Here is a 24,635-nt window from a genome sequence, read left to right as displayed (position 1 = left end):
TATTTTTGTTTCCGTCATAGTTGTAGTCATAACTATTCTCTGTGTTTCCATTACTTACATGATCCAACGTATCTAATTGTAAGCCCTCATACGTATAATCTGTAGTCATTGGTGATGCACTATTCAATGTCGTTTGTTGTAACATACCGTTGGTGTAGTATGAATAAGTGGCATCGACTTGTGCACGACTACCAACCGTTTTTAATCGATTCATATTGTCATACGTATACGTTGTCTCTCCACCAAATGGACCAGTCATCGTTGTACGATTTCCATTGTCATCATACGTATAAGATAATGTCAAACCATCTGGATACGTCATCTCAAGGAGTTGCCCCGTGTACTCATCATATTGATAACTTGTCGTACCTGTAGCATCATGCATCGTGAGCCTTCGACCCATATTATCATACGTATATTTTATTGTTTCATCTTGACTTACTCGTCGCTCTAATGCATTGCGCTGATTGTAAGTGTAAGTAAAGGCATTTCCATTACGATCGACTTGCTTTGCTATATTACTATTTTCGTCATAGTAAAACTTCTCTACTTGTCCTTTAGGATCTTTCTGCTCCATTAATCGACCTAGCTCATCGTACTTTTTCTGTGTTGTATTCCCATCAGGATATTGAATCTGAGTAAGATGACCACCCATATCGTAGCTATAACTTGTCACTTCGTTTTTCTCATTGGTCACTGATGTTAGTTGACCTAAGGAATCATACGTAAATGAAGTGTTGTTACCATTTGCATCAGTTTGTTGAATGACTTGATTCGTAATAGGGTGATACGTATAGCTCGTAACAATAAGATTTCCACTGTCCGTTACTTCTTCCATTCTTTCTGTCAGTCCATATTTATCATATGTCTCTACAAATGTGTTACCTTCGGCATCGGTTGCCGTTACCGTTCGAAGAGCATCATTATATGAAGTGCTAGCAGTGGAACCATCAGCTGCTGTTGTTACCGTTGGACGCCCCCACTTATCATAAGCTTGCGTAGAACGGTTGCCTAATGCATCTTCACTCCAAATAACTCTTCCAAAACTGTCATAACCGTATTTTGCTATCGTTTTATATCCTGTACTCTCCAGTCTCGCGTCTTCTATTTTCCATCCTAATGCATTCCACGTCGCTTTACTTTTCAGGCCGACTTCGTTAGTTGTGATGATCGTATTGTTAATATCATCGTATTCTGCACTTACCTGTGTACCATCTGGGTTAGTCACTTTTGTTGTTCTGCCTAAATTATCATATACATAGGAAGTTCTGTTACCTTTACCATCGATCCATGCTATTCCTTGCCCAGTCAATGAATCATATTCCACTTGTGACGTTACTGTAGATACATTACCATCGATATCTGTTACACTAACGGATTGTTTCGTAGGGAAAGCAAATTGGTATTCGCTTCCGTAATCGAACGTAGAAACAGTAGACTGTCCGTCATTCAAACTAGTTACGGTACCAACATTTCCATATGCATCATAATTGCTGTAATCTATTTGGCGCAGTATTTCACCATCATTGTCTTTCACCACCACTTGTGTTACGCTTCCTTGCTCATTTCGTGAATAGGCTGTGTACGTAGCTTTATTCTCATCTACTGGTTGCGTTACGGTTGCTAGTAAATGATTTTCGTCATACGTATATGTCGTTTGTACTCCTTGTGTATTTGTCTCTGAAAGTACATTTCCGTAGTCATCGTATTCTGTGCTGAGCGTTAAAGTATCTGCTGTTTGATTATTGCTTGTTGTCACTGTAGTCGGTACAGAGACGGGATAGTTTCGACCTGCTACTTGTTTTGTATAATCGTACTCAGTCGTTTTTTCCAATTCGTCTACTTTTTGAACAACAGACTGTTCATAGTACTGCGTATCGGTATCAGCATCGATATAGTCCTTCTTGTATTGCAACGTCGTTTCGGTTAAACCATTGTCTATTGTTGTGCTGAACGTCATGTCTTTATCATACGAACTACCGAAATCATCCCCGTTATAACTCATCATTTGACGTTGATAAGTCTCTGTTACGTCATCTTGATAGATGATTTTATCTTCTCGTGAAAATAAACGATATGCTCCATTCACTGCATCTTCACCAATATAACGTTTAACTGGTGTTGTCTCATACGTGTATTCCGTAATTGCTCCTGTTGGATGATATATTTTTGAAATCAATGCATATGGGTTTGCAATTGCTCGTTCAGGTTTCGAAGCAAATAAGTTAAAATCTGCTGTTTTAATCGTATAGTCATATGTTGTTTTTCTTCCTTCAGCATCAACAACATAGTCAAGAAGTTCTTCTCCTTCTTCCGTACGCTTAGAATACGTAACCGTATCGTCTCCATTCGTAATGGTCACTTGCTCTTTCGTATACTCTATATTTATCTTATTGCCAATTGCATCTTGTATTTGAGTCAATAAAATTCGGTTATAAGCATCATTTTGCGTGTACATAAATTGAACCGTATTTTGATATGCATCTTCAATTTGAATCACTCGTCCATCACTAGTAAAATATTGCTTTATTTGCCCATCTTCTGTAGTTAGAACATAAGAAGAGTTTTGATCATTTACATTTACAGAATTATCTTCGGTAAACGTTAACCCTTTCCATTCTGTTCCTTTTAATGTTTCTCCGTCCACTTCATAGCTACCGCCGCTTGCTAGATGAACATATCTCTTTCCATTTTTCAATTCCACATAAGGTAAGCTCCAGCTCCAACCTTTACCTATAGGGTACAACTCTTCTTCTAGTGGTGTAGAAGTCGTATTGTAATACGTTCTATAGTTTGTTCTAGATACTTCGACCGACTTAATCGTTGCATTTGGAGTGTTAGAAATATAATACTTGTATTCATTATCTCCAGTTTCCACTAATGAACCTGCACGACTTTCTATTTCTTTTTTTGCATTTTTTGCATCAGAATAAGATTTAAATAGCATAGTCTGCATTGTCTCCTCGGAAGAAGAAACAGGCACCTGAATAGTTTCAATCCAAGGACTTCCTGACATCGTATACACATATCTCCATCGATAATTATCCTCACATGGAGACCATGATTCATAATATCTAGTACTACTGTATGACCCAGGGGTACTTACTGTTCCAGAATAATTTTGCTTCCATACTCGTGTGTCTGAAGCTGGTTTCGTCACCGTTCCAGAATAGTTAGCAGTGAAACTTTGTGTACAAATCCACCCTGGATTACCATTCGTAGGACAAGTTTTATTTGTCGTAGTGGACGTTCTAGATAATGTACCGCTATATCCTCCACTGTTATAACTTTTTGAACTTGGACAAGAATTAGTATCGCTTCCTGTTCTTACCCAAATTCCACTAGAATTATATTTCCCTGGTTGTGTATTTGTACAGGAAGAAGTTGCTGTCTTTGAAGATGCTGGGGTATAAGAGCCAGACGTAACATAAGACGAACCACTTTTCGTTAATGTTCCAGAATATTCACCACTATTATAAGAGATAGAGGAGGAAAAACTGTTACTACTCCTTGTTCTGGAATCTGTTACACTCATTGAATCTCCAGGAGTATAAAAAGAAATATTGTCTGCTGCTACATTTGCTTGAGTCAATGTATTATAAGTTCCATACGTATACTCTTTTGTCGGACCAGGAAAACCAATATGATTATGCGTTCCATCACAATTGTCATCTTCATCCACATCATCATACATTTTATATTTAACTCTATATCTTGTTTCAAAACTTTTTTTATCTGCTTCAAACTGGACGTAGTAATCATAATTTGAAAAAGAATTAGTTGTATACCCATAGTCCATTTCATGAAACTGAGATGCATTTGAATCATATTTTCTCAATAGAGAAAATCCTAATCCATTTCGACCAGGTAGTGTCATATCCGTTGATTGTAATGATACACTTCCAGATAAACTTGAAATAGATTCATTGTTAATTCCAATAGAGTATGGTGCTTCATTAATAGATGAAACATCGAATACTGGTTCTTCTTCAAGTTCTGGCGGACCCTCAATGTCACTTGCCTGTATCATTAAGCGTAATGAACTTGGTGTTGCATAAACTTCTTCTATTACACTTGTTGATTGATATACGTCATTAATAACACTTGTTGGCTCATATACATCACCAGTCACTGTTGCTAGACTTGTTTCAATGACATTAAGGTTACGTAAAATAGGATCGGGTAATTCATTGTATACCTGTCCTGTTACCGTTTGAGATAAATTTACTTCTTTCGGAAATAAAAGCTGCACTGCATCTTCATAACTCATTCTCTTAATTTTTGCATATAGTAAAGCTACATAAATATCCTTCAGATTATACCCTTCCTGTTGTTGATCTTTAACAAAGGCTTCATTAACATCAAAACGATCCAAAATCTTTTGAAGCTGTTCATTTTCACTTCCATTATTAGTAGTATCTATTTCTGCCAACAATGGAACAGGAAATATAGTGAACAACATCACAACGAGCATTAGCTTGGCAATATAATTATTCCATTTTTTCATCTTATATGTTTACTCCTCTTCGGTGTCTATTCATTATCTCCATGTATCTGTTTCTGCTGTGTATGCTTCTACAATCGATAGATTACCGTTATCATTTCTACCACCAATAGCATAGATTTCACCATCTAATTCTACGACCTCTAAAACAGACCTCTCGGTTGGCATCGCTGTTTTACTTAACCAAGTGTTAAGGATAGGATCATATTCTTCTACTACATCTTCATATCCTGTACTATTAGATCCTCCAATTGCATAAATTTTACCATGCAATTCTGCTGCACCTAAGTTAATTCGTTCCGTTGGCATGTTTGCTTTACTAATCCATACATTAGACTCTACATCATACACTTCTACCGTTGATAAGTAGTTATTATCTAACCTACCGCCAATAGCATATATTTGTCCGTTCATAATAACAGTGCTAAGACCAGAACGTGCGGTATTTAAACTTGCAACTGTAGTCCATGAATTTTGCACTGGATCGTACACTTCTACTACATCACTGTATCCAGAATCTGTCCTTCCACCCATTACATAAATTTTACCATTAAGTGTTACTGCATCAGAAAGTGATCTTGCTGTAGGCATTTCTTGTCTCTGTGTCCAGGTATTTGTGATAGGATCGTATTCTTCTACAATACCAGTTCGACCAATATCATCCGTCCCCCCAATAGCATATATTTTACCGTTGTATTCAGCAGTAGCTACATTACTTCTTGGACTAGGAATACTTTGTGCACTTGTCCATTTATTAGTTGCTTTATCATACACTTCTACAGAATCTAAGTTTCCACTATCATTTTTACCACCAATAGCATATATTTTACCGTTTAACTCTACCAATCCTTGGGCTCTTCTTTCTGTTTGCATGGATGCAACTTTAGTAGGCTCTTCTGGTTCAATAGGATCGATCGGATCAACAGGCCCGGTTTCAGTGTCTTGGTCATCTGCTTTAATGTAACCTGTGACGGAAGTCTTACTGCTCACTAAATTTCCATTATTGTCATACACATAGGAAGTGTCAAAAGTCGTTACAAATGGTTCTGCTGTTAAAGTATACATCTCAGTTGCAGAGGCATCTCCATTTACACTAATAACTTCAACATAATACTGCTGATCTTTGACCGAATGAAAATAAATGTTTTCTGGTTTTCCTGTGCCTAACAAACCAGAGACTATAGCATTTTGTTGAGCATCGTAAATAGTTAAGTTATAATCTTTATTTTCTGGGACTTGTAATGTTACTGTCGTTAGTCCATCTTTAGAAGCAGTAAAAACATAATAGTCTTTATCACTACCACTACTGATGAAACCTTCCTGTTTTACTTGCTCTAACATTTGTATTGCATTTGTAAAACCATCGTTAGGTTCTACCTCTGATGATGTGATATCAGAAGCGCTTATCGCTATTGGTACAGCTGCTGTAGATATCATTAAAGCCGCTAAAAATGTTTTCTTTTTTGAGTTCCAATTTTTCAATTTAATCCTCACCCTATTTTTATGTATATTAGCTATATAAGTTAAATTAATTTATCTTTAACATTGATAGCCAAAAAAATTATACATTAATATTTAAATCTAATAAAAACTATATATACTATTAATGGAATATATTAGTTTTTTTATTAGTGGTAAATAATTCTTATAATTTTTAATTAAGTAGTTGGTGTGTTGTTTATTTTATATTAAGTGAATGTTTGTTTAGTAATTAAGAAAAATTTATTACATTTCAAAAATAGATACCCCACATAAACAACAAAAAACCGACAGCCTCTGCTACCGGTTATGTTCTTACGTTATTCAATTCTAAAAATGCATTCAATAACTTAAACTTACTACGTACTCATGAACTGAATCATACTGTTTTCAGCTATGATTTATAGTAATCCAAACCAATTTCTTACCATTAAAACATCTAAGAACAAGAAAACTGCTAGTGAAACTCCAGCAAAACCAATAGCAAATAAGTTCTTTTGTTTAGCTGCAATTAAACGTACAAACCCAATAGCAATAACAATCGTAAATAAAATCATGAAAATATCCCATGGATCAAATCCACCGGCTGCTTCCGCTTCCGCTGCTAAAAATAACATGGAGATGCCCCCTTTTAAACGAATCAAAGAATTTGCTGTATAATATGTTACCGTTGTTGTAACAAAGATGCAAGTTGTTAAGGAAAAGTGTAACAACATTGTCACCTTTATACGCTTTTTGCTTCCTTTTCTGCTTTTGTGCTATATATCAGTATACCTCGTTTTCAGCTCGTTGTCAGTATTTCCCTTCAATATTCACACTACATTCCCTTGTAAGTTACTTATAAGAAATTGTTATACCTTTACTGCTTGTCTAGCCCGTATTTACTGTTTAAATAGCATTTACGAGACCGTATTTTTGTGATAATATGTTAGTTAATATTATTTCATACTATTTTTATCGGAATTAAAATTTCTGCAAAGTTTACCAATATAATTCATACATGCAAGTTTATTTTTACTACGATATAAGTTGAATGAACTTGTTCGAACTTATTACCACTATGCATAAGATGAAGAAATCTCTACATCAACCATTACACTTTCACTTTGCTATTGAGGCGTGAACTTGTATCTCATTATTTCTTCATCTAACATACTTTCGTATTTGCATATTACAACTACAAATCATAACATCTAAAAAAAAAACAATCATGGGGACATAAAGGAGGAGACGGTGACATGGCATATGAAAAAAAGTGGGCGGAAGATCATTCGCAATTGAATAAAGTAGAGTTGTTAAAGCTAGAAAAAGACGGGTTGGACATCATTCGTACCATTATTGATGAGTATTCAAAAAAAGGTTATGCATCTATTCCAGAAGAAGAGTTAAACCGATTCAAATGGGCAGGAGTATATGAACAAAAGCCAAAAGACGGATACTTCATGATGCGCGTACGCATTAACGCAGGAAAAATGACGACAAAACAAGCGAGAGCATTAGCACTTATTGCACGTGATTACGGTCGTGATCTCATTGATGTTACGACAAGGCAGGCGATACAGTTTCACTGGCTGCAAGTGGAGGACTTGCCGGATATTTTCAAACGACTAGACGAAGTAGGGTTATACTCCTACGAGGCATGTGGAGATTGCCCGCGTACGATTGTAGGTAACCCACTGGCTGGCATCGATAAGTATGAATTGTTAGATGCTACACCTATAGTAGAAGAGGTTAACGATTTCTTTCTATTAAATCGTGACTTTTCCAACTTACCGAGAAAATATAAAATATCGATTTCCGCTAACATATACAATTCTGCTTTAGCAGAAATTAACGACTTGTCTTTCACGCCTGCTGTGAAGCAGATTGACGGAGAAGAAGTAAAAGGCTTCCACGTATGGGTAGGTGGAGGGTTATCTGCAAAGCCATTTTTAGCACAGCAATTAGATATTTTCGTTCGACCTGAAGAAGTGTTGAAAGTTTCTGTTGGGGTGACAACGGTTTTCCGTGATTTCGGTTATCGTAAAAAACGTCATCAAGCAAGATTAAAGTTTCTTGTTCATGACTGGGGCGTAGATAAGTTTAAAGAGGTATTATTGGACCACATTGGCGATATGCCAGTGCGAGGAGAAGATATGACGAAAGAGTGGAACGCTGCTTATTTTGACGGTGTTCATCCACAGACGCAACCTGGATTAAACTTTATCGGCTTAAGTGTCCCTGTCGGTCGTACGAACACAGAGGAATTTATACAGCTATGTGATTTATCTGATCAATTTGGTGATGGCATTATACGGACTACGATGTCTCAAAATATTGTATTATCTGGTTTTAAAGATGAGGATGTCGAGAAAGTATTAGAGTACAAAGTGTTACAGCGTCTCACTCCTAACCCCAATAGATTTATGAGCAGAACGGTCTCTTGCACAGGTAACGAATTTTGCAATTTAGCGATCGTGGAAACGAAAAAAAGAGCCGTAGATGTCGCTAATTATTTAGATGAGAATATAAAGTTAGAAACGCCAGTACGCATTCATTTTGTTGGCTGCCCTAATTCATGTGGACATAAATATATTGCAGATATTGGCTTGCAAGGGTCTCTTATCAAAACAGCAGATGGCATCGTGGATGCATTCGATGTTGCCGTTGGTGGTATTTTAGGTCCAGGTGCAAAGTTCAATGATAAATTAAAAGGTAGAGTCCCTGGTGATAGTGTGGGTCCAGTGCTTGGACATTTGATCACGTATTACAAAGACAACCGTATAGACGAACACGAATCTTTCCATCAATATGTACAACGTGTAGGCGTACCTGCTTTTCAGCAAAAGCTAGATGAAGCGTTACAATTGCAAGTATCATAATGGATAAAATGATGTAAAAAAGTTATACAGTTATACCATAAAAAACGATATAAAAATGACCTTAACGAAGACGTTGAGGTCATTTTTGTGATGTTTTTACTTTGTATGCAATGATGTTTTTCAGTTGTTTTAAGCTTATATTTAAATTTGTGTGTGCAATGATGGTTACCCTTATGTTTGTAATTGTCGATCTTTATCTCTTTGTAGCAATGGAGCTAAATATTTTCCTGTATAAGAAGCTTTCGTACTAGCTATTTTTTCAGGTTGTCCAGACACTAGTATCGTACCGCCTCCACTTCCCCCTTCAGGTCCGAGGTCAATGACGTAATCTGCTGTCTTAATGACATCTAAGTTATGTTCGATCACGAGTACGCTCTCCCCTGCTTCCACAAGACGATGCAATACTTTTAACAAGCGATCAATATCATCGATGTGTAACCCTGTTGTCGGTTCATCTAATATATACAACGTACGACCAGTGCTACGTCGATATAATTCGGAAGCCAACTTCACACGTTGAGCCTCACCACCAGAAAGTGTCGTAGCTGGTTGTCCAAGTGTAATATAACCTAAACCTACATCGAGTAACGTTTGCAGCTTCCGCTTAATTTTAGGAATATTTTTAAAGAACTCGCATCCATCTTCCACGGTCATTTCTAGCACATTGGAGATCGTTTTCCCTTTATATTGTACTTCCAACGTTTCGCGGTTGTATCGTTTCCCTTTACATATTTCACACGGAACGTACACGTCAGGTAAGAAGTGCATCTCAATTTTAATGATGCCATCCCCTTTACACGCTTCACATCGTCCGCCTTTGACGTTAAAGCTAAAGCGACCCTTTTTATACCCTCTTACTTTTGCTTCTGGTATGGTAGCGAATACGTCGCGAATGTCATCAAATACACCGGTATACGTCGCTGGGTTAGAACGAGGTGTACGACCGATAGGAGACTGATCAATATCAATGACTTTGTCGATATGATCTAACCCAAGGATTTCTTTATGTTTCCCTGGACGTGCTTTCGCTCGATTCAATTCTCGTGCGACCGACTTATATAAAATTTCGTTGACTAACGTACTTTTACCAGAACCAGATACACCGGTTACGCAAGTGAATAATCCTAGTGGAATTTTTACACTCACATTTTTCAAGTTGTTTTCCGTCGCCCCTTTGACTTCTATCCACCGATCATCCGGTTCCCGTCTCACTTCAGGAATAGGAATGAACTTTCTACCTGATAAATATTGTCCAGTAAGCGACTGTTTATCTTCCATCACTTCTGCCGGCGTGCCTTGGGACACGACATCTCCACCGTGTATACCAGCACCGGGACCGATATCGATAATATAATCTGCTGCCATCATCGTATCTTCGTCATGTTCGACTACAATTAACGTATTACCTAAGTCACGCATATGTTTTAACGTCTCAATCAAGCGATCATTATCTCGCTGATGCAATCCAATGCTTGGTTCATCCAATATATACAACACGCCCATTAAACTCGAACCAATCTGTGTCGCTAAACGAATGCGCTGTGCTTCCCCACCAGAAAGCGTTCCTGCTGAACGGCTTAACGTTAAATAATCGAGGCCAACGTTCACTAAGAAACCGAGTCGATCATTAATCTCTTTCAAGATCATATGAGCGATTTGTGTGTCTTTTTCACTTAAGTATATGTTCTGGAAAAAATCTCGAGCGTCTTTGACCGACAATTCTGTCACATAGGCAATGCTTTGTGAAGCTACTTTTACCGCCAAACTCTCTGGTCTTAAACGATGACCTTTACATGCTTTACATGGGTTCGTGCTCATATAATTTAGAATGTAGTCTCGAATACCGCTCGATGCCGTTTCCCTATATCTTCTTTCTAAGTTGCCGATGATGCCTTCAAACGGAACTACGGCTTCTCTATTCAATCCTCCTTCACTTTCAAAGCGAAAGCGAATTTTCTCTCCATTTGTTCCATGTAGTAAAATATTCATTTGCTCTTCACTGAGCTCTTGAACAGGGACATTCGTTTCAATATGGTAATGTTCGCACACGGCTTTTAAAAATTGTGGGTAGTAATTAGAAGAACTGCTAGCCCAAGCTTCAAAAGCTCCTTCTTCAATAGAACGCCCACGATCTGGTATGAGTAATTCAGGGTCGACCACCATTTTCATTCCTAACCCATCACATGCGGAACATGCTCCGAATGGGCTGTTGAATGAAAACATACGGGGCGCTAATTCATCTATACTAAATCCACACTCTGGACAAGCGAAGTTAGAACTGAATACTAATTCTTCAGCACCAATGACATCCACAATAAGCTTACCATCCGATATTTTCAGTGCTGTTTCGATGGAATCTGCTAAACGAGTGGCTATTCCTTCTTTAATTACAAGTCGATCAACGACGACTTCGATGGAATGCTTTTTGTTTTTTTCTAATTTGATATCATCAGAAGCTTCTCTAATTTCACCATCCACACGCACACGGACGAATCCTTGCTTTTGAATATCTTGCAATAATTTAATGTGCTCTCCTTTACGACCAGAAACGAGAGGCGCTAATAATTGTATTTTTGTTTTCTCTTCTAGCTCTAAAAGACGGTCGACCATTTGTTCCACCGTTTGCGAGGTGATTTCCAGTCCATGTTTCGGGCAATGTGGTTTCCCAACACGAGCATAAAGCAAACGCAAATAATCATACACTTCAGTCACCGTTCCGACGGTAGAACGTGGGTTGCGGCTCGTTGTTTTCTGATCAATCGATATCGCAGGGGACAAGCCATCGATGGCGTCCACATCCGGTTTATCCATCTGCCCTAAAAATTGTCGTGCATAAGCAGAAAGAGATTCGACATATCTACGTTGTCCTTCTGCATAGATCGTATCGAAGGCCAGAGATGATTTTCCTGAACCACTAAGACCCGTTAGGACCACAAACTGATCTCGAGGTATGGAGACATTAATATTTTTCAAATTATGTGCGCGAGCACCTTGAATCACGATATTCCCTTTTCCCACTACATTCACTCCTGACTATTCCGATAAATATCTACATCTAAATATGTGCTACATGCTTACCATGGTGTATAACCTGTTTTATGTTTTTATCATGTTTCATTGTTTTCGCTACATTGCATTTTAACTATCCTCAATCCTCAATATGAAGCCGTTATGATTCTGCTTTTAGTTCCAATAAAGCATCACGCAGCTCAGCAGCTCGCTCAAATTGCAATGCTTTCGCAGCTTCTTTCATTTCTTTTTCCAATTGCTCCATGACACGTGCTCTCTCTTTTTTAGACAGCTTTTTATTGTCTGTCTTATAATCTGCTTCAGATTCTGCTACTTTCATCGTCTCGATAGAGCCGTGCACTTTTTTCTGAATGGTCTGTGGTGTAATACCATGCTTCTCATTGAAATCTATTTGCAACGAGCGACGACGTTGTGTTTCATTTATCGCTTTATTCATCGATTCTGTGTGTACATCACCATACATAATGACACGACCGTGAACATTTCGTGCTGCTCTACCTATCGTTTGAATTAAGGATCTTTCTGACCGTAGGAAACCTTCTTTATCTGCATCGAGAATCGCGACCAGTGAGACTTCCGGTAAGTCTAATCCCTCTCGCAGCAAGTTAATACCGATCAAAACATCAAATACACCTAGCCGTAATTCTCGCAACAATTCCATCCGTTGTAATGTTTTAATGTCGGAGTGCAAATAGCGTACTTTAATGCCTACTTCTTTTAAATAGTCCGTCAAATCTTCTGCCATCTTCTTCGTCAGTGTCGTGACGAGTACACGCTCTTTCTTTAAAATACAAGCACGAATTTCATCGATAAGGTCATCAATTTGTCCTTCTGTTTTTCGCACTTCAATTAACGGATCGAGCAATCCTGTTGGACGAATAATTTGCTCGACCATCTCAGGACATTGTTCCATTTCATGTGGACCTGGTGTAGCAGAGATATAGATCAGCTGATTCACTTTTTTATCAAATTCGTCGAACATAAGCGGTCGATTGTCTTTTGCAGATGGCAAGCGAAAACCGTGATCTACTAATACGGTTTTACGTGCTTGGTCTCCGTTGTACATCGCTCGAATTTGCGGTATCGTCACATGAGATTCATCAATAACAAGGAGGAAGTCATCTGGGAAGTAATCAAACAACGTATACGGAGTCGAACCCCTTTCACGAAATGCCATCGGACCAGAGTAATTTTCAATACCAGAGCAAAATCCCATTTCTGCAATCATTTCGATGTCATAACGAGTGCGTTGTTCCAATCGCTGCGCTTCCAGCAATTTGTTGTCAGCTCTTAATTCTGCTAAGCGCTCTTCCAGTTCCGCTTCAATATTTTTGAGTGCCTTTATTCTCGTCTCTTCTTTTGTGACAAAGTGAGAGGCTGGGAAGATAGCAACATAATCACGTTCTCCTAGTATTTCTCCAGTGAGAACATCTATTTCTGTAATTCGTTCGATCTCATCTCCAAAAAACTCTACCCGCATCGCATGTTCACTACGAGATGCTGGGAAAATCTCTACTACATCTCCTCGTACACGAAACGTTCCCCGCACAAAATTCATGTCGTTTCGTTGATACTGAATGTCCACTAAGCGATGTAAAACATCATCACGGGATTGCTCCATCCCTGTGCGAAGTGGCAACACTAAGTTTCCATATTCAGAAGGTGCACCTAGCCCGTAAATACATGACACACTCGCTACGACAATGACATCACTTCGCTCTAGTAATGAGCTGGTTGCCGAATGTCGTAGTTGGTCAATTTCGTCATTAATGCTTGCGTCTTTTTCTATGTACGTATCAGAGGAAGGGACATACGCTTCCGGTTGATAGTAGTCGTAATAACTGACGAAATATTCTACGGCGTTATGAGGAAAAAAAGTTTTGAACTCACTATACAACTGCGCTGCTAGCGTTTTATTATGTGCAATCACAAGCGTTGGCTTGCTTACTTTTTGTATTGTCTGTGCGACGGTAAACGTTTTTCCCGTACCTGTTGCACCTAGTAATGTCGTATATTTGTTACCTTTATTCACTTCTTGCACTAACTTTTCAATCGCTTTGGGCTGATCACCTTGTGGTGAAAATGGTGAACTTAGTTGAAATGGCTGTTGTCGAATGACAATTTCCTCCAAGTTTCACACCTCCTATTAACTTTTGAAACTGCACTTCCGATATATTGTTATAAGCGCATATCTACACTATAAGAATACTTGTTCTCATTGCTACATTATAACTTTTTTTACTCAACGATGCAAACTAACTTGAGGTGATCATGTATGGATTTTATGACTATTCTAGGTATTATTATTGGATTATTCTCACTCATTGTAGGATATATGTGGGATGACGGTAGTTTAGGTGCACTTTTTGTGCCCAGCGCCTTACTCATCGTTTTAGGTGGAACTATAGGTGCTGTTGTTATTAGTTTTTCTGCACAAAAGCTTAAAAAAATACCTACAGCTTTAAAATTAGCATTTTTCGAAAAAAAGATAGACAACAATGAAGAAATTGAAGAAATGGTCAACATGGCGGCAACAGCAAGACGCGAAGGCGTATTGTCGCTAGAAGAGTACGTGCAAAAACACGAGACACACTTTTTGCGTGAAGGTATGCTGATGGTAGTAGATGGAACAGATCCGGAGCTAACAAGACAAATTTTAGAACTTGAAATTGACTCCATGCAGCAAAAGCAAGAGGAATATGCGAAGATTTTTGAAGCCGCTGGTGGATTCGCTCCTACGATGGGTATCATCGGTACTGTAATGGGATTGATTCATGTGTTGGGTAATGTGGATGATCCAACTAACCTAGCTCCAGCCATCGCCGTTGCCTTTTCCGCAACATTGTATGGTGTTATGAGCGCCAACATTATTTTCATTCCGATTGCAAATAAAATTAGAATGCGTACAAGAGAACAAATTATAAGTTTTGAGCTCATGTTGGAAGGGGTTTTGTCCATCCAAGCTGGTGAAAATCCACAATTAATTAGAAAGAAGTTAATGTCATTTGTTGACGAGAAGCAAGCGCCTGTACTGGGAAAGGACGTAAGATAGTATGAGGAGAAGAGCGAGAAGTCGAGATTCACAACCAACAGAAAGTAGAGATCGCTGGTTAATCACATATGCGGATCTGATTACGCTACTACTCATTTTCTTTGTCTTTTTGTATGCTATCAGTCAAATTGATTCGCAGAAATATGCCGAGATTTCACAAGCGTTACAGTCTCAATTTAATGATGGAAGCAATCAACTATTGGAAGACGGTAGTGGCCTTATCGACGGTCTTTCCCGCCAAGAAAAACAAATGGAAGAAGTCAAACAGCAACTAGAAGCATACATAACGGAAAACGATTTACAAGCATCTATTACCGTTACGGACGAACCGATTGGTATTCGTATCACGCTAAAGGATAAATTTTTATTTGATTTAGGAAGAGCCGATTTGAAGAAAGAAGCAGTACCTATCTTAGGTACATTGGCAGAATTGTTTCCTACATTAGACGGAAACATCAGTATTGAGGGTCATACCGATAATTTAGCAGTATCTACTGGTTCCGTTTATCAGGATAACTGGGGTTTATCTGCTGCTCGATCATTATCTGTACTTCGTTACTTTACTGATACAGCGTATTTAGACCCTAATCGATTTGTCGTCACCGGATATGCCGACACTAGGCCTGTTGATTCAAATGATACAGAAGAAGGTCGCCAGAAAAATAGAAGAGTTGAAATCGTTATTTTACGAAGTGTAGAACAAGTTAATCAACCATAGAAAAAGAGGCAGCTATCACAAGCTGCCTCTTTCGTTTATGTTAATCAGCACGTTGCAACTGCACTTCTTTTTCCTTTTTGCTCTCTATTAAAACGGTCAAGCTAACGAGCGTGACAAAGATCGTAGCTCCCATATCAGCTAAAATCGCAATCCATAACGTGAGTACGCCTGGTATCGTCAACAACAATGCGAATGCTTTTAATGCAAGGGAGAAAACGATATTGAATTTAATAATGCGATTGACATTGCGAGATATGGATACTGCCGCTGGTAATTTACCTAAATGATCTTGCATTAATACAATATCCGCTGTTTCTATTGCACTATCTGTTCCTTTTCCCATTGCGATCCCTAAATCTGCGGTAGCTAAAGCCGGGGCATCGTTAATACCATCGCCAATCATAGCCACCTTGCCTTTTTTCGCTAGCTCTTTCATTTTTTCTACTTTTTGTTCAGGTAATAGTCCTGCATATACGGCACTCACACCGACTTGTTGTGCGACTTTCTCTGCTGTCATCTGATGGTCTCCCGTAAGCATGACGGTCTGTTTTATGCCAACATGATGCAGGTTGGAAATCACTTGTTTACTCTCTTCTCTAGTTTCATCTGCAATACCAAATAGTCCTAGTATGTGTTGTTCATCTGCTACAATGACAAGGGTCCATCCTTGCGCTTTGTAGTGATCCATAACCTGTTGTATGTTAGACGGTATGTTTAACGAAGTCATGAGAGCTTCGTTGCCAACAAAATAGCGTTGTTCATGAATGATAGCTGTTACGCCTTGACCAGCAATAGTTTTTAATTGTGTGGCTTCTAAGTGATTCACATCATGCTTTTGCACTTCATTCATCACCGCTTTGGCAATAGGGTGTGAAGACGTAGATTCAATCGCTGCTGCCACACTAAACAATGCTGCGTCATACACTTGCCATTGTTGCACATGTGGCTCCCCTTTGGTCAACGTACCTGTTTTGTCAAAAGCAATCGTATCGATCTTGCCTAATTGCTCGAGGAAGACACCGCCCTTGATAAGAATACCATTGCGAGCGTTGACAGTAATACCAGAAACGATAGCGATAGGGGAAGATAAAATCAAAGCACATGGACACCCTACGATCAACACCGCTAACCCTTGATATAGCCATGTTCCCCAGTCACCTCCAAAAAATAAAGGAGGAAAAAGCATGACAATAGCGGAAATCACCATGATAAGAGGGGTGTAATATTGCGCAAAACGGTTAATAAATTGTTCCGTTGGGGTCTTTGTTTCCTGTGCTTCTTCAACCAAATGCAATATTTTTGATAAGGATGATTCTTCATATGCTTTCGTGATGGTGACGCGGAGCACTCCTTCATTGTTGATGCTGCCACCGAAGACGGACTCTCCTTCCACTTTATCTACCGGCATCGACTCCCCTGTAATAGCGGCTTCATTAACCGAACTAGTTCCAGATAAGACGATGCCATCGGAAGGTATTTTTTCTCCTGCACGTACGAGTACGACATCCGCTACTTGCAGCTGCTCTACAGGCACCACTTGCTCTTGATTGCCTATGAGTACTGTCGCTTGTTTCGGTGCTACATCCAACAACGCGGCCATGGAACGACGTGCTTTTTCCATGCCAAGTCCTTCTAAATATTCATTGAGACCGAATAAAATAGCAACTAACGTGCCTTCCTTCCATTCCCCGATGCTAAAAGCACCGACTAAAGCAATCGTCATCAGCGTATTAATATTAAATTTAAGACGAATTAAATTTTTAAGTCCTTTGACAAACGTTGCATATCCACTTATTGCAGTAGCTAGAATATAGCCAGGAATAGCCACATAGGATGAAAGCTGTGATTCAAATATGATTAAAGTAAGAAAGATAACGGTGGATAGGGAAAGCAGCAGTTTCCACTTACCTCCTTCACTTCCATGTTCGTGTGTATGATCACTGCCCGTCTCTTCTGTAAGATGAGTAGAACCAGTGACAGCAGAAGCTTCTTGCACTAATGCCGCGCCATCTGATGCTAATATTTTCTTTACCGCTTGCAGATCAACAGCTTGATCTATTTTCAACTTTCCTGAGTTGTACAAAATTTTTGCTGTATGACCCTGTTCTAACTTATGAATTTCCTGCTCCAATTCTTTCGCACAGTTGGCACAAGACAAACCTTGTATTCGATATTCTTTCATTGTCTTCACCTCATTTAGTGGTGTCTAGCGTGATTAATAGTTTGGTTTAATATATCTAACACATGGTTATCATCCATGGAGTAGTACATCGTTGTACCTTCTCGTCTATATTTTACGAGACGCAAATTTTTCAAAAAGCGTAGTTGATGCGAAACGGTCGATTGCAATAAACCGAGATGTTCAGCGATATCATTCACGGAAAATTCTTTATCCGATATCAAATGTAATATTCTTATTCTTGTCGGTTCCGATAAAGCTTTAAACGTTTGCGATACTATAAATAATGTCTCTTCATCTAGTTCATCGTATTCATCTTTACTATCCCCTAGGGATGCATGCTTTTTTTCTTCTTCCATCATTACAAACCTCCAGCATGTTGTAATATATGATTATATGTTCATATTTATATATTAACATATTAAATACATATCACAATATGTTACTTGAAAAAAATGCAAAAAAATCGCTCCGTTATAGAAGCGATTATCCAGCAGGCATATATAGAACTTTACTAATTATTATCTTCACATTGATATGCAGTCACTTTACACTTGCACGCATTACATGGTTTTCTGTTTTGTATCATCTTCATGAATATGACGTTGTTTCCAGCCGGAAAGACGCATCTGAATGTAACTCCATATAGCGTGTTGTTTCATTTGCATCACATAGTTCACGTTATCATCTGGACAAAGTATCATGCCTAGCTGATGATGCTCCCCATCAAATACCGCTCGCTGTAAAAATTTACTCTCCCCATGATGATCCTTGATTTCTAGCTTACAAAAAGCAGCATTCATTCTTAACGCTTTGTGCAGTTGTTCACTCGTTTCGATCATGTACCCGTTTACTTTATATACCGTTTCACCTGCTGCAATGCCAAGTTGCGCTGCTGGACTGTCAGGTATAACCGCCAACACTCTCAAACCTTGCTTTCCGTTTGTAAAAAAAGGAACCCCGTTCTCTTCTTTCTTTTTATTAGCCCAAACGATACATTCATGACCAACGATACATAACAACGCACCCAGTATCGTGAGCACAGGAACAAAGGTAATGAGTACCGCTACACCACAAACCATGAAAGCATACAGCAACAACCATGTGGAAGATTGTTTCGCTTTTTGCTGAGGTAATTGTGTCAATGACCATGTGGAGTAACCTAACAGAATAGGAAATGCCGTCAACATCCATCCTTCTTGGCCACTTCCAGATGAAAAGAAGGTTGTCCAATCCAACGATAGTCCTTGGATTCCACCTTCACTTGGAACAAACATAAACAAAGGCAATGGCCAAAATGCTTGTAATTGATAAGCCCCAATAAGTTTGCCTCTTTTCCCCGTTACTACTGCAGGTAATTCCATGCGCAGTGAGCGGAAGCGAAGCAGTAAGCTTTCCATGATGTGCAGAACTCCCACCATGATTAACAAAGATGGAAAATGAATGTCGTGTATAAATTGCAGCCATTCTATTTGTGAAGCTTGAGGTATCCACTTCCAGATCACCTGTAGTATGCCAATGAAACCAGCTACGTAGGCGATGCATATAAAGCGAAAACGAAACAACATTGCTGCGATTGTTGTAATCCAAACTGTCATCATGAGTTCAGTTGTGATATATACACCTAACAAAACAAATACACTGGAAATACCGATTCCTAAAAGGGTTCCCCATAAAATGACGGTAAGACTTTGTTTCGTCACAGAAGAAAGACGATTGCGAAACAATTTTCTTTCTAAAAAAAGCTGCCTTCGAAATTGCAACATAATAAGTAGTAGTGATACATAATAAAAAGGAGAAAGAAATAACATAAAAACGGCTTCTAATATTTGTTGTCCGATAACATCGATGTGAGACATGATACATCTCCTTTTATATTTTTACTTTGCATATGAGTTCATAACTGCTCCCTAATATACTTCACTGCCTCTTGTAATTGAGGATCTTGTGGATCATTGTCTTTTCTTATTTGGAGTTGAATTTGTTCTAATAGTTTTAATTTCGTTTCGTTATCTGCTTCCCCAGTTGGAGCTAATCCATGCTGAAGTTGAAACTGCACCAACGCTTCTTTCGTTTGTTGGTCAAAATACAGATCCTTATCGATACTGTAGCCTAATCCTCTTAAAATGAGTTGTAAATTTTGTACTTGTTCACCGTACATTTCAAGTTGCAATGTGTCATCTTTTTTAAAAGGGATAAAATGATGATAGTCTGGTAACATCACTTCTATCGTTGGTGCAACGCCAACACCGTGAATATGATTACCGTTCGTCGTCAGCCATTTCGCTGCAGTAATGCGTATTTTGCTACCGTCTCTGCCTAAATTAAAAACGTTTTGCACCGTACCTTTACCGTACGTTTGCACACCAACAACGGCATGATTCCCTGCCTCTTTCAATGCAGATGCTAAAATTTCTGAAGCGCTGGCACTTTGCTCATTCACTAAAACGGCAATCGGATAGTTCTTCCCTTCCAACATAGATCTAGTTACTTTTGTATCGCCTTCTGCATATTCCTCCTGTACAATAATGCTACCTTTAGGAAGCAAAGGGTCTAATATTTCAATGACACTAGACAGCATTCCTCCCGGATTATTACGCACATCAATAACGAGTCCTTTAATCCCTTGTGTCTCTAATTCAGACAGATGCTCTTGAAACATTTTTGCAGTAGGAGAAGCAAATTCAAATATGTCGATATATCCAATGTTGTCTTCTACTATTTTTGAAAAAACAGTATCCAATTTCACATCGTCACGAATAACAATAATTTCTAATGGTTCCGCAAATCCTTCTCTTAAAATTTCTAATTTAGCCTGTGTTCCTTTAGGACCTTTAATGTACGTCACAGCTTCCGATGTCGTCATACCTTCTAATGAAATACCATTCACGGAGAGTACAATGTCTTTCGGTTTAATGCCTACTTTTTCCGCAGGAGCTCCTTTTATCGGTTCTTCAATGACAAGTTGACCATCCATCATGATCACCTTCGCACCAATACCTGTAAAACTAGACTGTAACCTTGACTCAAATACTTCCACTTGTTCCGGATCAATATATTGACTAAACGGATCATCAAGCGCATCAATCATACCCTGCAATGCACCATCAATTACCTGCTGGCTATCTAAAGGATTTAGCGATGTCGTTTGCACTATTTTGTAAGCTTGTAGTAATTTTATTAATTCATCTTCTGTTACACCAGATTGTTGCATGAGTACATCCGTTGGCGAAAATGCAGGTTGTGTCTCTATTATTTCTGTTGGTTCGCTTTCATTTTCATCTCCATGCAGCACTACTTCCCACGCTTCTCCTATACTAGGCAACAACACCGGCAGAAATGAACCAATTCCAAGTGCTAGCAGTAAGGACAGCACAGTTAATATACGTGCTCTTGAAAGCATAGATACACACCTCGCTTTTAAAAAAAATATGATTTTATCTCTTTTACTTATTGGTTGATTATACCATAGTTGCATGACATACAACCTTGATTTGTTTGACATTGATATATAAGTTCAAGAAATTGTTCTCTCAAAAGCTCCATAGATGAAGCTCTACCTTTTTTTCTTATGTAATATATAAGTTGAAGAAATAATGAGTTGCAAGTTTACGCCTCAGTTGCCAGACGTAAAGGTTGTCATATTGTAATTTCTTCATCTTATACATAGCGGTAATAAGTTGATTGAACAAGTTCATGCAACTTATCTATAAAAAAACAACCCTTATATCGCAAAAATGCCCATATTCATGGGCAAAATGCGTGTTCATACTTATGGAGAAATATAGTTTCGCGGATTCACTTTCACGTTGTTCTCTATCACTTCGAAATGCAAGTGATTCCCTGTTGAATCTCCTGTAGTCCCTACGCCACCAAGCGTATTCCCTTTTTCTACATTGTCTCCTACACTAACCGATATCGAACTCATATGCGCGTATAACGTCTTCAGACCATTACCGTGAGAAACGATAACACAATTTCCATAGGAACTGTACCAACCTGCTACAACGACCGTACCATTATCTGCCGCATAAATTGGGGTGCCTGCACTAGCTCCAAAATCGAGTCCTCTATGCATTTCGCTACCCCTAAAGTTTCGAGGTCCAAATTCACTCGTAATCACATACTGTCCAGCAGGAAGTGGAATTCCTAATATACCCGAACCTGCTATGTATTCATTATTTTTTTGCCTCTCTGCTTCGATTTTTCGTTTTTCTTCGTACAGCTTATCTGTCTCATCCGCGAGCGCTAGCAACGCTTGCTCTTGTTCTTCGGATATATGCTCATGAAATTCTTCTTCCTGCCTTTGTTCTGCTAGCACGGATTGTTGCTCTGTCCTTGTATTTTCTAAATCCGCTTTGATGGCTTGCACCGAAGACTTGTCCGCTTCTAATTTTGCAAGAAGCACTTCAATATCAAGTTTTTTTAAGACAATCAACGCTTCATCTTTCCTGTTTTGCTCTAACGTTTCTTTATCTTGTTCCACGATCAACTTCATATTGTTCACTCGATCCAAAAAATCATTAAAACTAGAAGATGAAAACAGGACATCGATATAAGAGACGTTGCCATTCATATAGGTCATGCGTAAACGTGATTTTAATTTCTCATCACGTATGCGAATGCGTTCTTCTGCTTCTTGTCTCTCCTTTTCCGTTTGAGCAAGTTCAGCTTCCGTGTTAGTAATACTAGCTAGTAATTCATCCAACTGCTTCTCTTTCTGTGAGATTTCCCCGTCCAGTTGCTGTAATTTTTCTCTCGTTTGCGCTATTTCGAGCTTTAATTGTTCTATTCTTTCGTCCGCTTGTTGTTTACTTTCTTCTATTCCCTCTTGCTGCTGTTCTAGCTCTTTAATTTCATTAATAATGTCCTGATATGTTTTTTCACTGAATGCTGGATTTTGAACAACAACAGTCAACATCAAAACAACTAATATTACGCTTCCCCAGCGCCTCTTCAATACAATCCCTCCTACTTCATCATTGATCGTGAACCATGATGGATCTATACTTTTAAGCCTATATGAAACTATGACATACACACTCTTACACTCTTAAAAATTTTCGCATAGAAATAATCGATCCCCAAACACCGATAATAATACCGATGCTACATAGTAAGAAGATAAGCTGGAATGTTAATTGATTGAGTGGAAGATACTCCCACTGGGTTACACCGAAAACAGTGCTCTCCTCAAAGTCTATCAATTTCCAGTATCCATACAACAAAACGCCTGTAGGTATAATCGAACCTATTAACCCCAGCATGAATCCTTCAATAAAAAAAGGCCAGCGGATGAAGCCGTTCGTTGCTCCAACCAATTTCATTATAGAAATTTCTCTATTACGACTAATAATCGTAAGTTTGATGGTGTTTGAAATGAAAAACATCGCTGTAAAGGCAAGTCCTGCTACAATGGCAATACTTACGGTTCGAATACCTGAAGTAAATGCAAGTAATTGCTCCACTGTTTTTTTACCGTAGTCTACTTGTTCGATCGGCATCATCTCGAACTTATCATTGATTGCTTCTACTTTGGATACTACGATATCTACATTTTCAGGTTTGTTTGCTTTTAATGTGAACTTATCAGGCAGCGGATTGCTTTCTCCAAAATACTCCGTTAAATCTAGCTCACCCATACCTTCACTTAACGTTTCCAAACCTTCATCTTTTGGAACAAACGTAATGGAACTCACTTCTGGGATCGTTGCGATCTCTGTTTGTATCACATTGATCTGTTCTTCACTTTCCACCACATCTAAATACACGCTAATTTCTACTTGTTCTTCTACCGTTTTGGATAAGTGATTCACATTCAACGTTAAAATAACAAATGCACCTAAAATAAACAATGAAATCGCGATAACACTAATGGAAGCAAAAGACATCCATCCATTACGGAAAACACTCTTAATACCTTCGCGAACATGACGACCAAGGGTACTAATTTTCATAGCCATATTCCCCCCTGTATTCGTCACGCACAATCTGGCCTTTCTCGATAGCGATGACTCGCTTACGATAATTGTTTACGATATCTTTGTTGTGTGTAGCCATGACAATGGTTGTCCCTCTAAAGTTGATTTCTTCTAATAGTTTTAATATATCCAATGAAGTATCTGGATCTAAGTTTCCGGTAGGCTCATCCGCAATGATAACAGAAGGGTTGTTGACGATTGCTCTAGCAATCGATGCCCGCTGCTGCTCTCCCCCGGATAATTGATTTGGCAAAGATTTTACTTTATCTTTTAACCCTACCATCGTCAAAACTTCCATCGTTCTTTTTCTGACTAATTTCTTCGGTGCCTCAATCGCTTCCATAGCAAAAGATACATTTTCGTATATAGATATTTTCGGCAATAATCGGAAATCTTGAAAGACGACACCAATATTTCTTCGAACGTATGGTATTTTTTTATTTTTTAATTTACCCAAGTTGAAGCCATTAACGAATATTTCACCTTTTGTCGGTTTGACTTCACGGTAAATCATTTTCATAAATGTGGACTTACCTGCACCTGACGGGCCTACCAAATAGACAAATTCATTTTGATCAATTTTAACATCTACGCCTCTTAAAGCATGAACGCCATTAGTGTATGACTTCCATACATCTTGCATCTCTATCAATCTGTCTCACTCCTGAAATAGTATAAGTATGTTATCTATGTAGGTGTCCTATATGCATAAACCCTACTGTCACTAGTATTCATTTGTGAACTACACGCCACTTAACACCCTTACGGGTCGTTTGAAGTGGATGCTTCTTGGGAAGTAGATACTTTTGTTAGCTATCTATATTTACCAAG

General features: G+C 38.6%; 15 protein-coding genes. 3 read left to right on the top strand and 12 right to left on the bottom strand.

Going from position 1 to position 24,635, the window contains the following annotated elements; all coding sequences use genetic code 11:
* The 3 genes from D1Z92_RS16670 to D1Z92_RS16660 all read right to left on the bottom strand — a co-directional run.
* Positions 1-4,507, bottom strand: a 4,507-nt coding sequence (locus D1Z92_RS16670; RefSeq protein ID WP_164931686.1) for an RHS repeat domain-containing protein, incomplete at its 3' end; no start/stop codon positions are given.
* Positions 4,508-4,540: 33 nt separating this feature from the next.
* Entirely contained in the window at positions 4,541-5,986 is a 1,446-nt protein-coding gene (locus D1Z92_RS16665) for a Kelch repeat-containing protein (protein WP_128896816.1), read from the bottom strand.
* A gap of 398 nt (positions 5,987-6,384) precedes the next feature.
* A complete protein-coding gene (locus D1Z92_RS16660; protein WP_128896815.1) occupies positions 6,385-6,600 on the bottom strand; it encodes a DUF2759 family protein in 216 nt (71 codons plus the stop codon).
* Between the two features lie 621 nt (positions 6,601-7,221).
* Between D1Z92_RS16660 and D1Z92_RS16655 the strand changes: the two genes are divergently transcribed.
* Entirely contained in the window at positions 7,222-8,844 is a 1,623-nt protein-coding gene (locus D1Z92_RS16655; RefSeq protein ID WP_128896814.1) for a nitrite/sulfite reductase, read from the top strand.
* A 171-nt stretch (positions 8,845-9,015) separates the two neighbouring features.
* Here D1Z92_RS16655 and uvrA read toward each other — a convergent pair whose 3' ends face one another.
* Together uvrA and uvrB are read right to left on the bottom strand one after the other, a co-directional pair.
* On the bottom strand, positions 9,016-11,862 hold the full coding sequence (gene uvrA, locus D1Z92_RS16650; protein ID WP_128896813.1) for an excinuclease ABC subunit UvrA: 2,847 nt from the start codon (positions 11,860-11,862) through the stop codon (positions 9,016-9,018).
* Positions 11,863-12,013: 151 nt separating this feature from the next.
* Entirely contained in the window at positions 12,014-14,005 is a 1,992-nt protein-coding gene (gene uvrB, locus D1Z92_RS16645; protein ID WP_128896812.1) for an excinuclease ABC subunit UvrB, read from the bottom strand.
* A 144-nt stretch (positions 14,006-14,149) separates the two neighbouring features.
* On the opposite strand from uvrB, the gene D1Z92_RS16640 reads away from it, so the two are divergent.
* Together D1Z92_RS16640 and D1Z92_RS16635 are read left to right on the top strand one after the other, a co-directional pair.
* A complete protein-coding gene (locus tag D1Z92_RS16640) occupies positions 14,150-14,926 on the top strand; it encodes a flagellar motor protein (protein WP_128896811.1) in 777 nt (258 codons plus the stop codon).
* A 1-nt stretch (position 14,927) separates the two neighbouring features.
* Positions 14,928-15,644: a flagellar motor protein MotB gene (locus D1Z92_RS16635; RefSeq protein WP_128896810.1), complete on the top strand. Its 717-nt coding sequence runs from the start codon at positions 14,928-14,930 to the stop codon at positions 15,642-15,644.
* Positions 15,645-15,684: 40 nt separating this feature from the next.
* Here D1Z92_RS16635 and D1Z92_RS16630 read toward each other — a convergent pair whose 3' ends face one another.
* The 7 genes from D1Z92_RS16630 to ftsE all read right to left on the bottom strand — a co-directional run bounded on the left by D1Z92_RS16630 (position 15,685) and on the right by ftsE (position 24,456).
* Entirely contained in the window at positions 15,685-17,826 is a 2,142-nt protein-coding gene (locus tag D1Z92_RS16630; RefSeq protein ID WP_128896809.1) for a heavy metal translocating P-type ATPase, read from the bottom strand.
* A 14-nt stretch (positions 17,827-17,840) separates the two neighbouring features.
* Positions 17,841-18,185: an ArsR/SmtB family transcription factor gene (locus tag D1Z92_RS16625; RefSeq protein WP_370741316.1), complete on the bottom strand. Its 345-nt coding sequence runs from the start codon at positions 18,183-18,185 to the stop codon at positions 17,841-17,843.
* Between the two features lie 201 nt (positions 18,186-18,386).
* Positions 18,387-19,682: a PDZ domain-containing protein gene (locus tag D1Z92_RS16620; protein ID WP_128896808.1), complete on the bottom strand. Its 1,296-nt coding sequence runs from the start codon at positions 19,680-19,682 to the stop codon at positions 18,387-18,389.
* Positions 19,683-19,720: 38 nt separating this feature from the next.
* The gene (locus D1Z92_RS16615; RefSeq protein WP_164931685.1) at positions 19,721-21,226 is read right to left on the bottom strand and encodes a S41 family peptidase; all 1,506 of its coding nucleotides are present in this window, start codon (positions 21,224-21,226) and stop codon (positions 19,721-19,723) included.
* A gap of 369 nt (positions 21,227-21,595) precedes the next feature.
* Complete coding sequence (locus D1Z92_RS16610; protein WP_128896806.1) at positions 21,596-22,783, bottom strand: murein hydrolase activator EnvC family protein; 1,188 nt, start codon at positions 22,781-22,783, stop codon at positions 21,596-21,598.
* A gap of 85 nt (positions 22,784-22,868) precedes the next feature.
* The gene (ftsX, locus tag D1Z92_RS16605; protein WP_128896805.1) at positions 22,869-23,780 is read right to left on the bottom strand and encodes a permease-like cell division protein FtsX; all 912 of its coding nucleotides are present in this window, start codon (positions 23,778-23,780) and stop codon (positions 22,869-22,871) included.
* Positions 23,770-24,456 carry a cell division ATP-binding protein FtsE gene (gene ftsE, locus D1Z92_RS16600; RefSeq protein ID WP_128896804.1) on the bottom strand — a complete coding sequence of 229 codons (687 nt, stop codon included), beginning with the start codon at positions 24,454-24,456 and terminating at the stop codon, positions 23,770-23,772. The genes ftsX and ftsE overlap by 11 nt, the downstream gene beginning before the upstream one ends.
* Positions 24,457-24,635: the final 179 nt, after the last annotated feature.

The sequence above is a fragment of the Longirhabdus pacifica genome (assembly GCF_004115085.1).
Classification (GTDB): domain Bacteria; phylum Bacillota; class Bacilli; order Paenibacillales; family DSM-105158; genus Longirhabdus; species Longirhabdus pacifica.
The sequence above is the reverse complement of the archived record's forward strand: the minus strand, read 5'-3'. Positions and strand labels throughout refer to the sequence as shown.

Bases quoted from the DNA above. Each gene is read 5' to 3' on its own strand.
- D1Z92_RS16660 (WP_128896815.1), bottom strand. From the start codon at position 6,600: ATGTTATTTTTAGCAGCGGAAGCGGAAGCAGCCGGTGGATTTGATCCA.
- D1Z92_RS16655 (WP_128896814.1), top strand. From the start codon at position 7,222: ATGGCATATGAAAAAAAGTGGGCGGAAGATCATTCGCAATTGAATAAA.
- D1Z92_RS16640 (WP_128896811.1), top strand. From the start codon at position 14,150: ATGGATTTTATGACTATTCTAGGTATTATTATTGGATTATTCTCACTC.
- D1Z92_RS16635 (WP_128896810.1), top strand. From the start codon at position 14,928: ATGAGGAGAAGAGCGAGAAGTCGAGATTCACAACCAACAGAAAGTAGA.
- D1Z92_RS16630 (WP_128896809.1), bottom strand. From the start codon at position 17,826: ATGAAAGAATATCGAATACAAGGTTTGTCTTGTGCCAACTGTGCGAAA.
- D1Z92_RS16625 (WP_370741316.1), bottom strand. From the start codon at position 18,185: ATGATGGAAGAAGAAAAAAAGCATGCATCCCTAGGGGATAGTAAAGAT.
- D1Z92_RS16620 (WP_128896808.1), bottom strand. From the start codon at position 19,682: ATGTCTCACATCGATGTTATCGGACAACAAATATTAGAAGCCGTTTTT.
- D1Z92_RS16615 (WP_164931685.1), bottom strand. From the start codon at position 21,226: ATGCTTTCAAGAGCACGTATATTAACTGTGCTGTCCTTACTGCTAGCA.
- ftsX (WP_128896805.1), bottom strand. From the start codon at position 23,780: ATGAAAATTAGTACCCTTGGTCGTCATGTTCGCGAAGGTATTAAGAGT.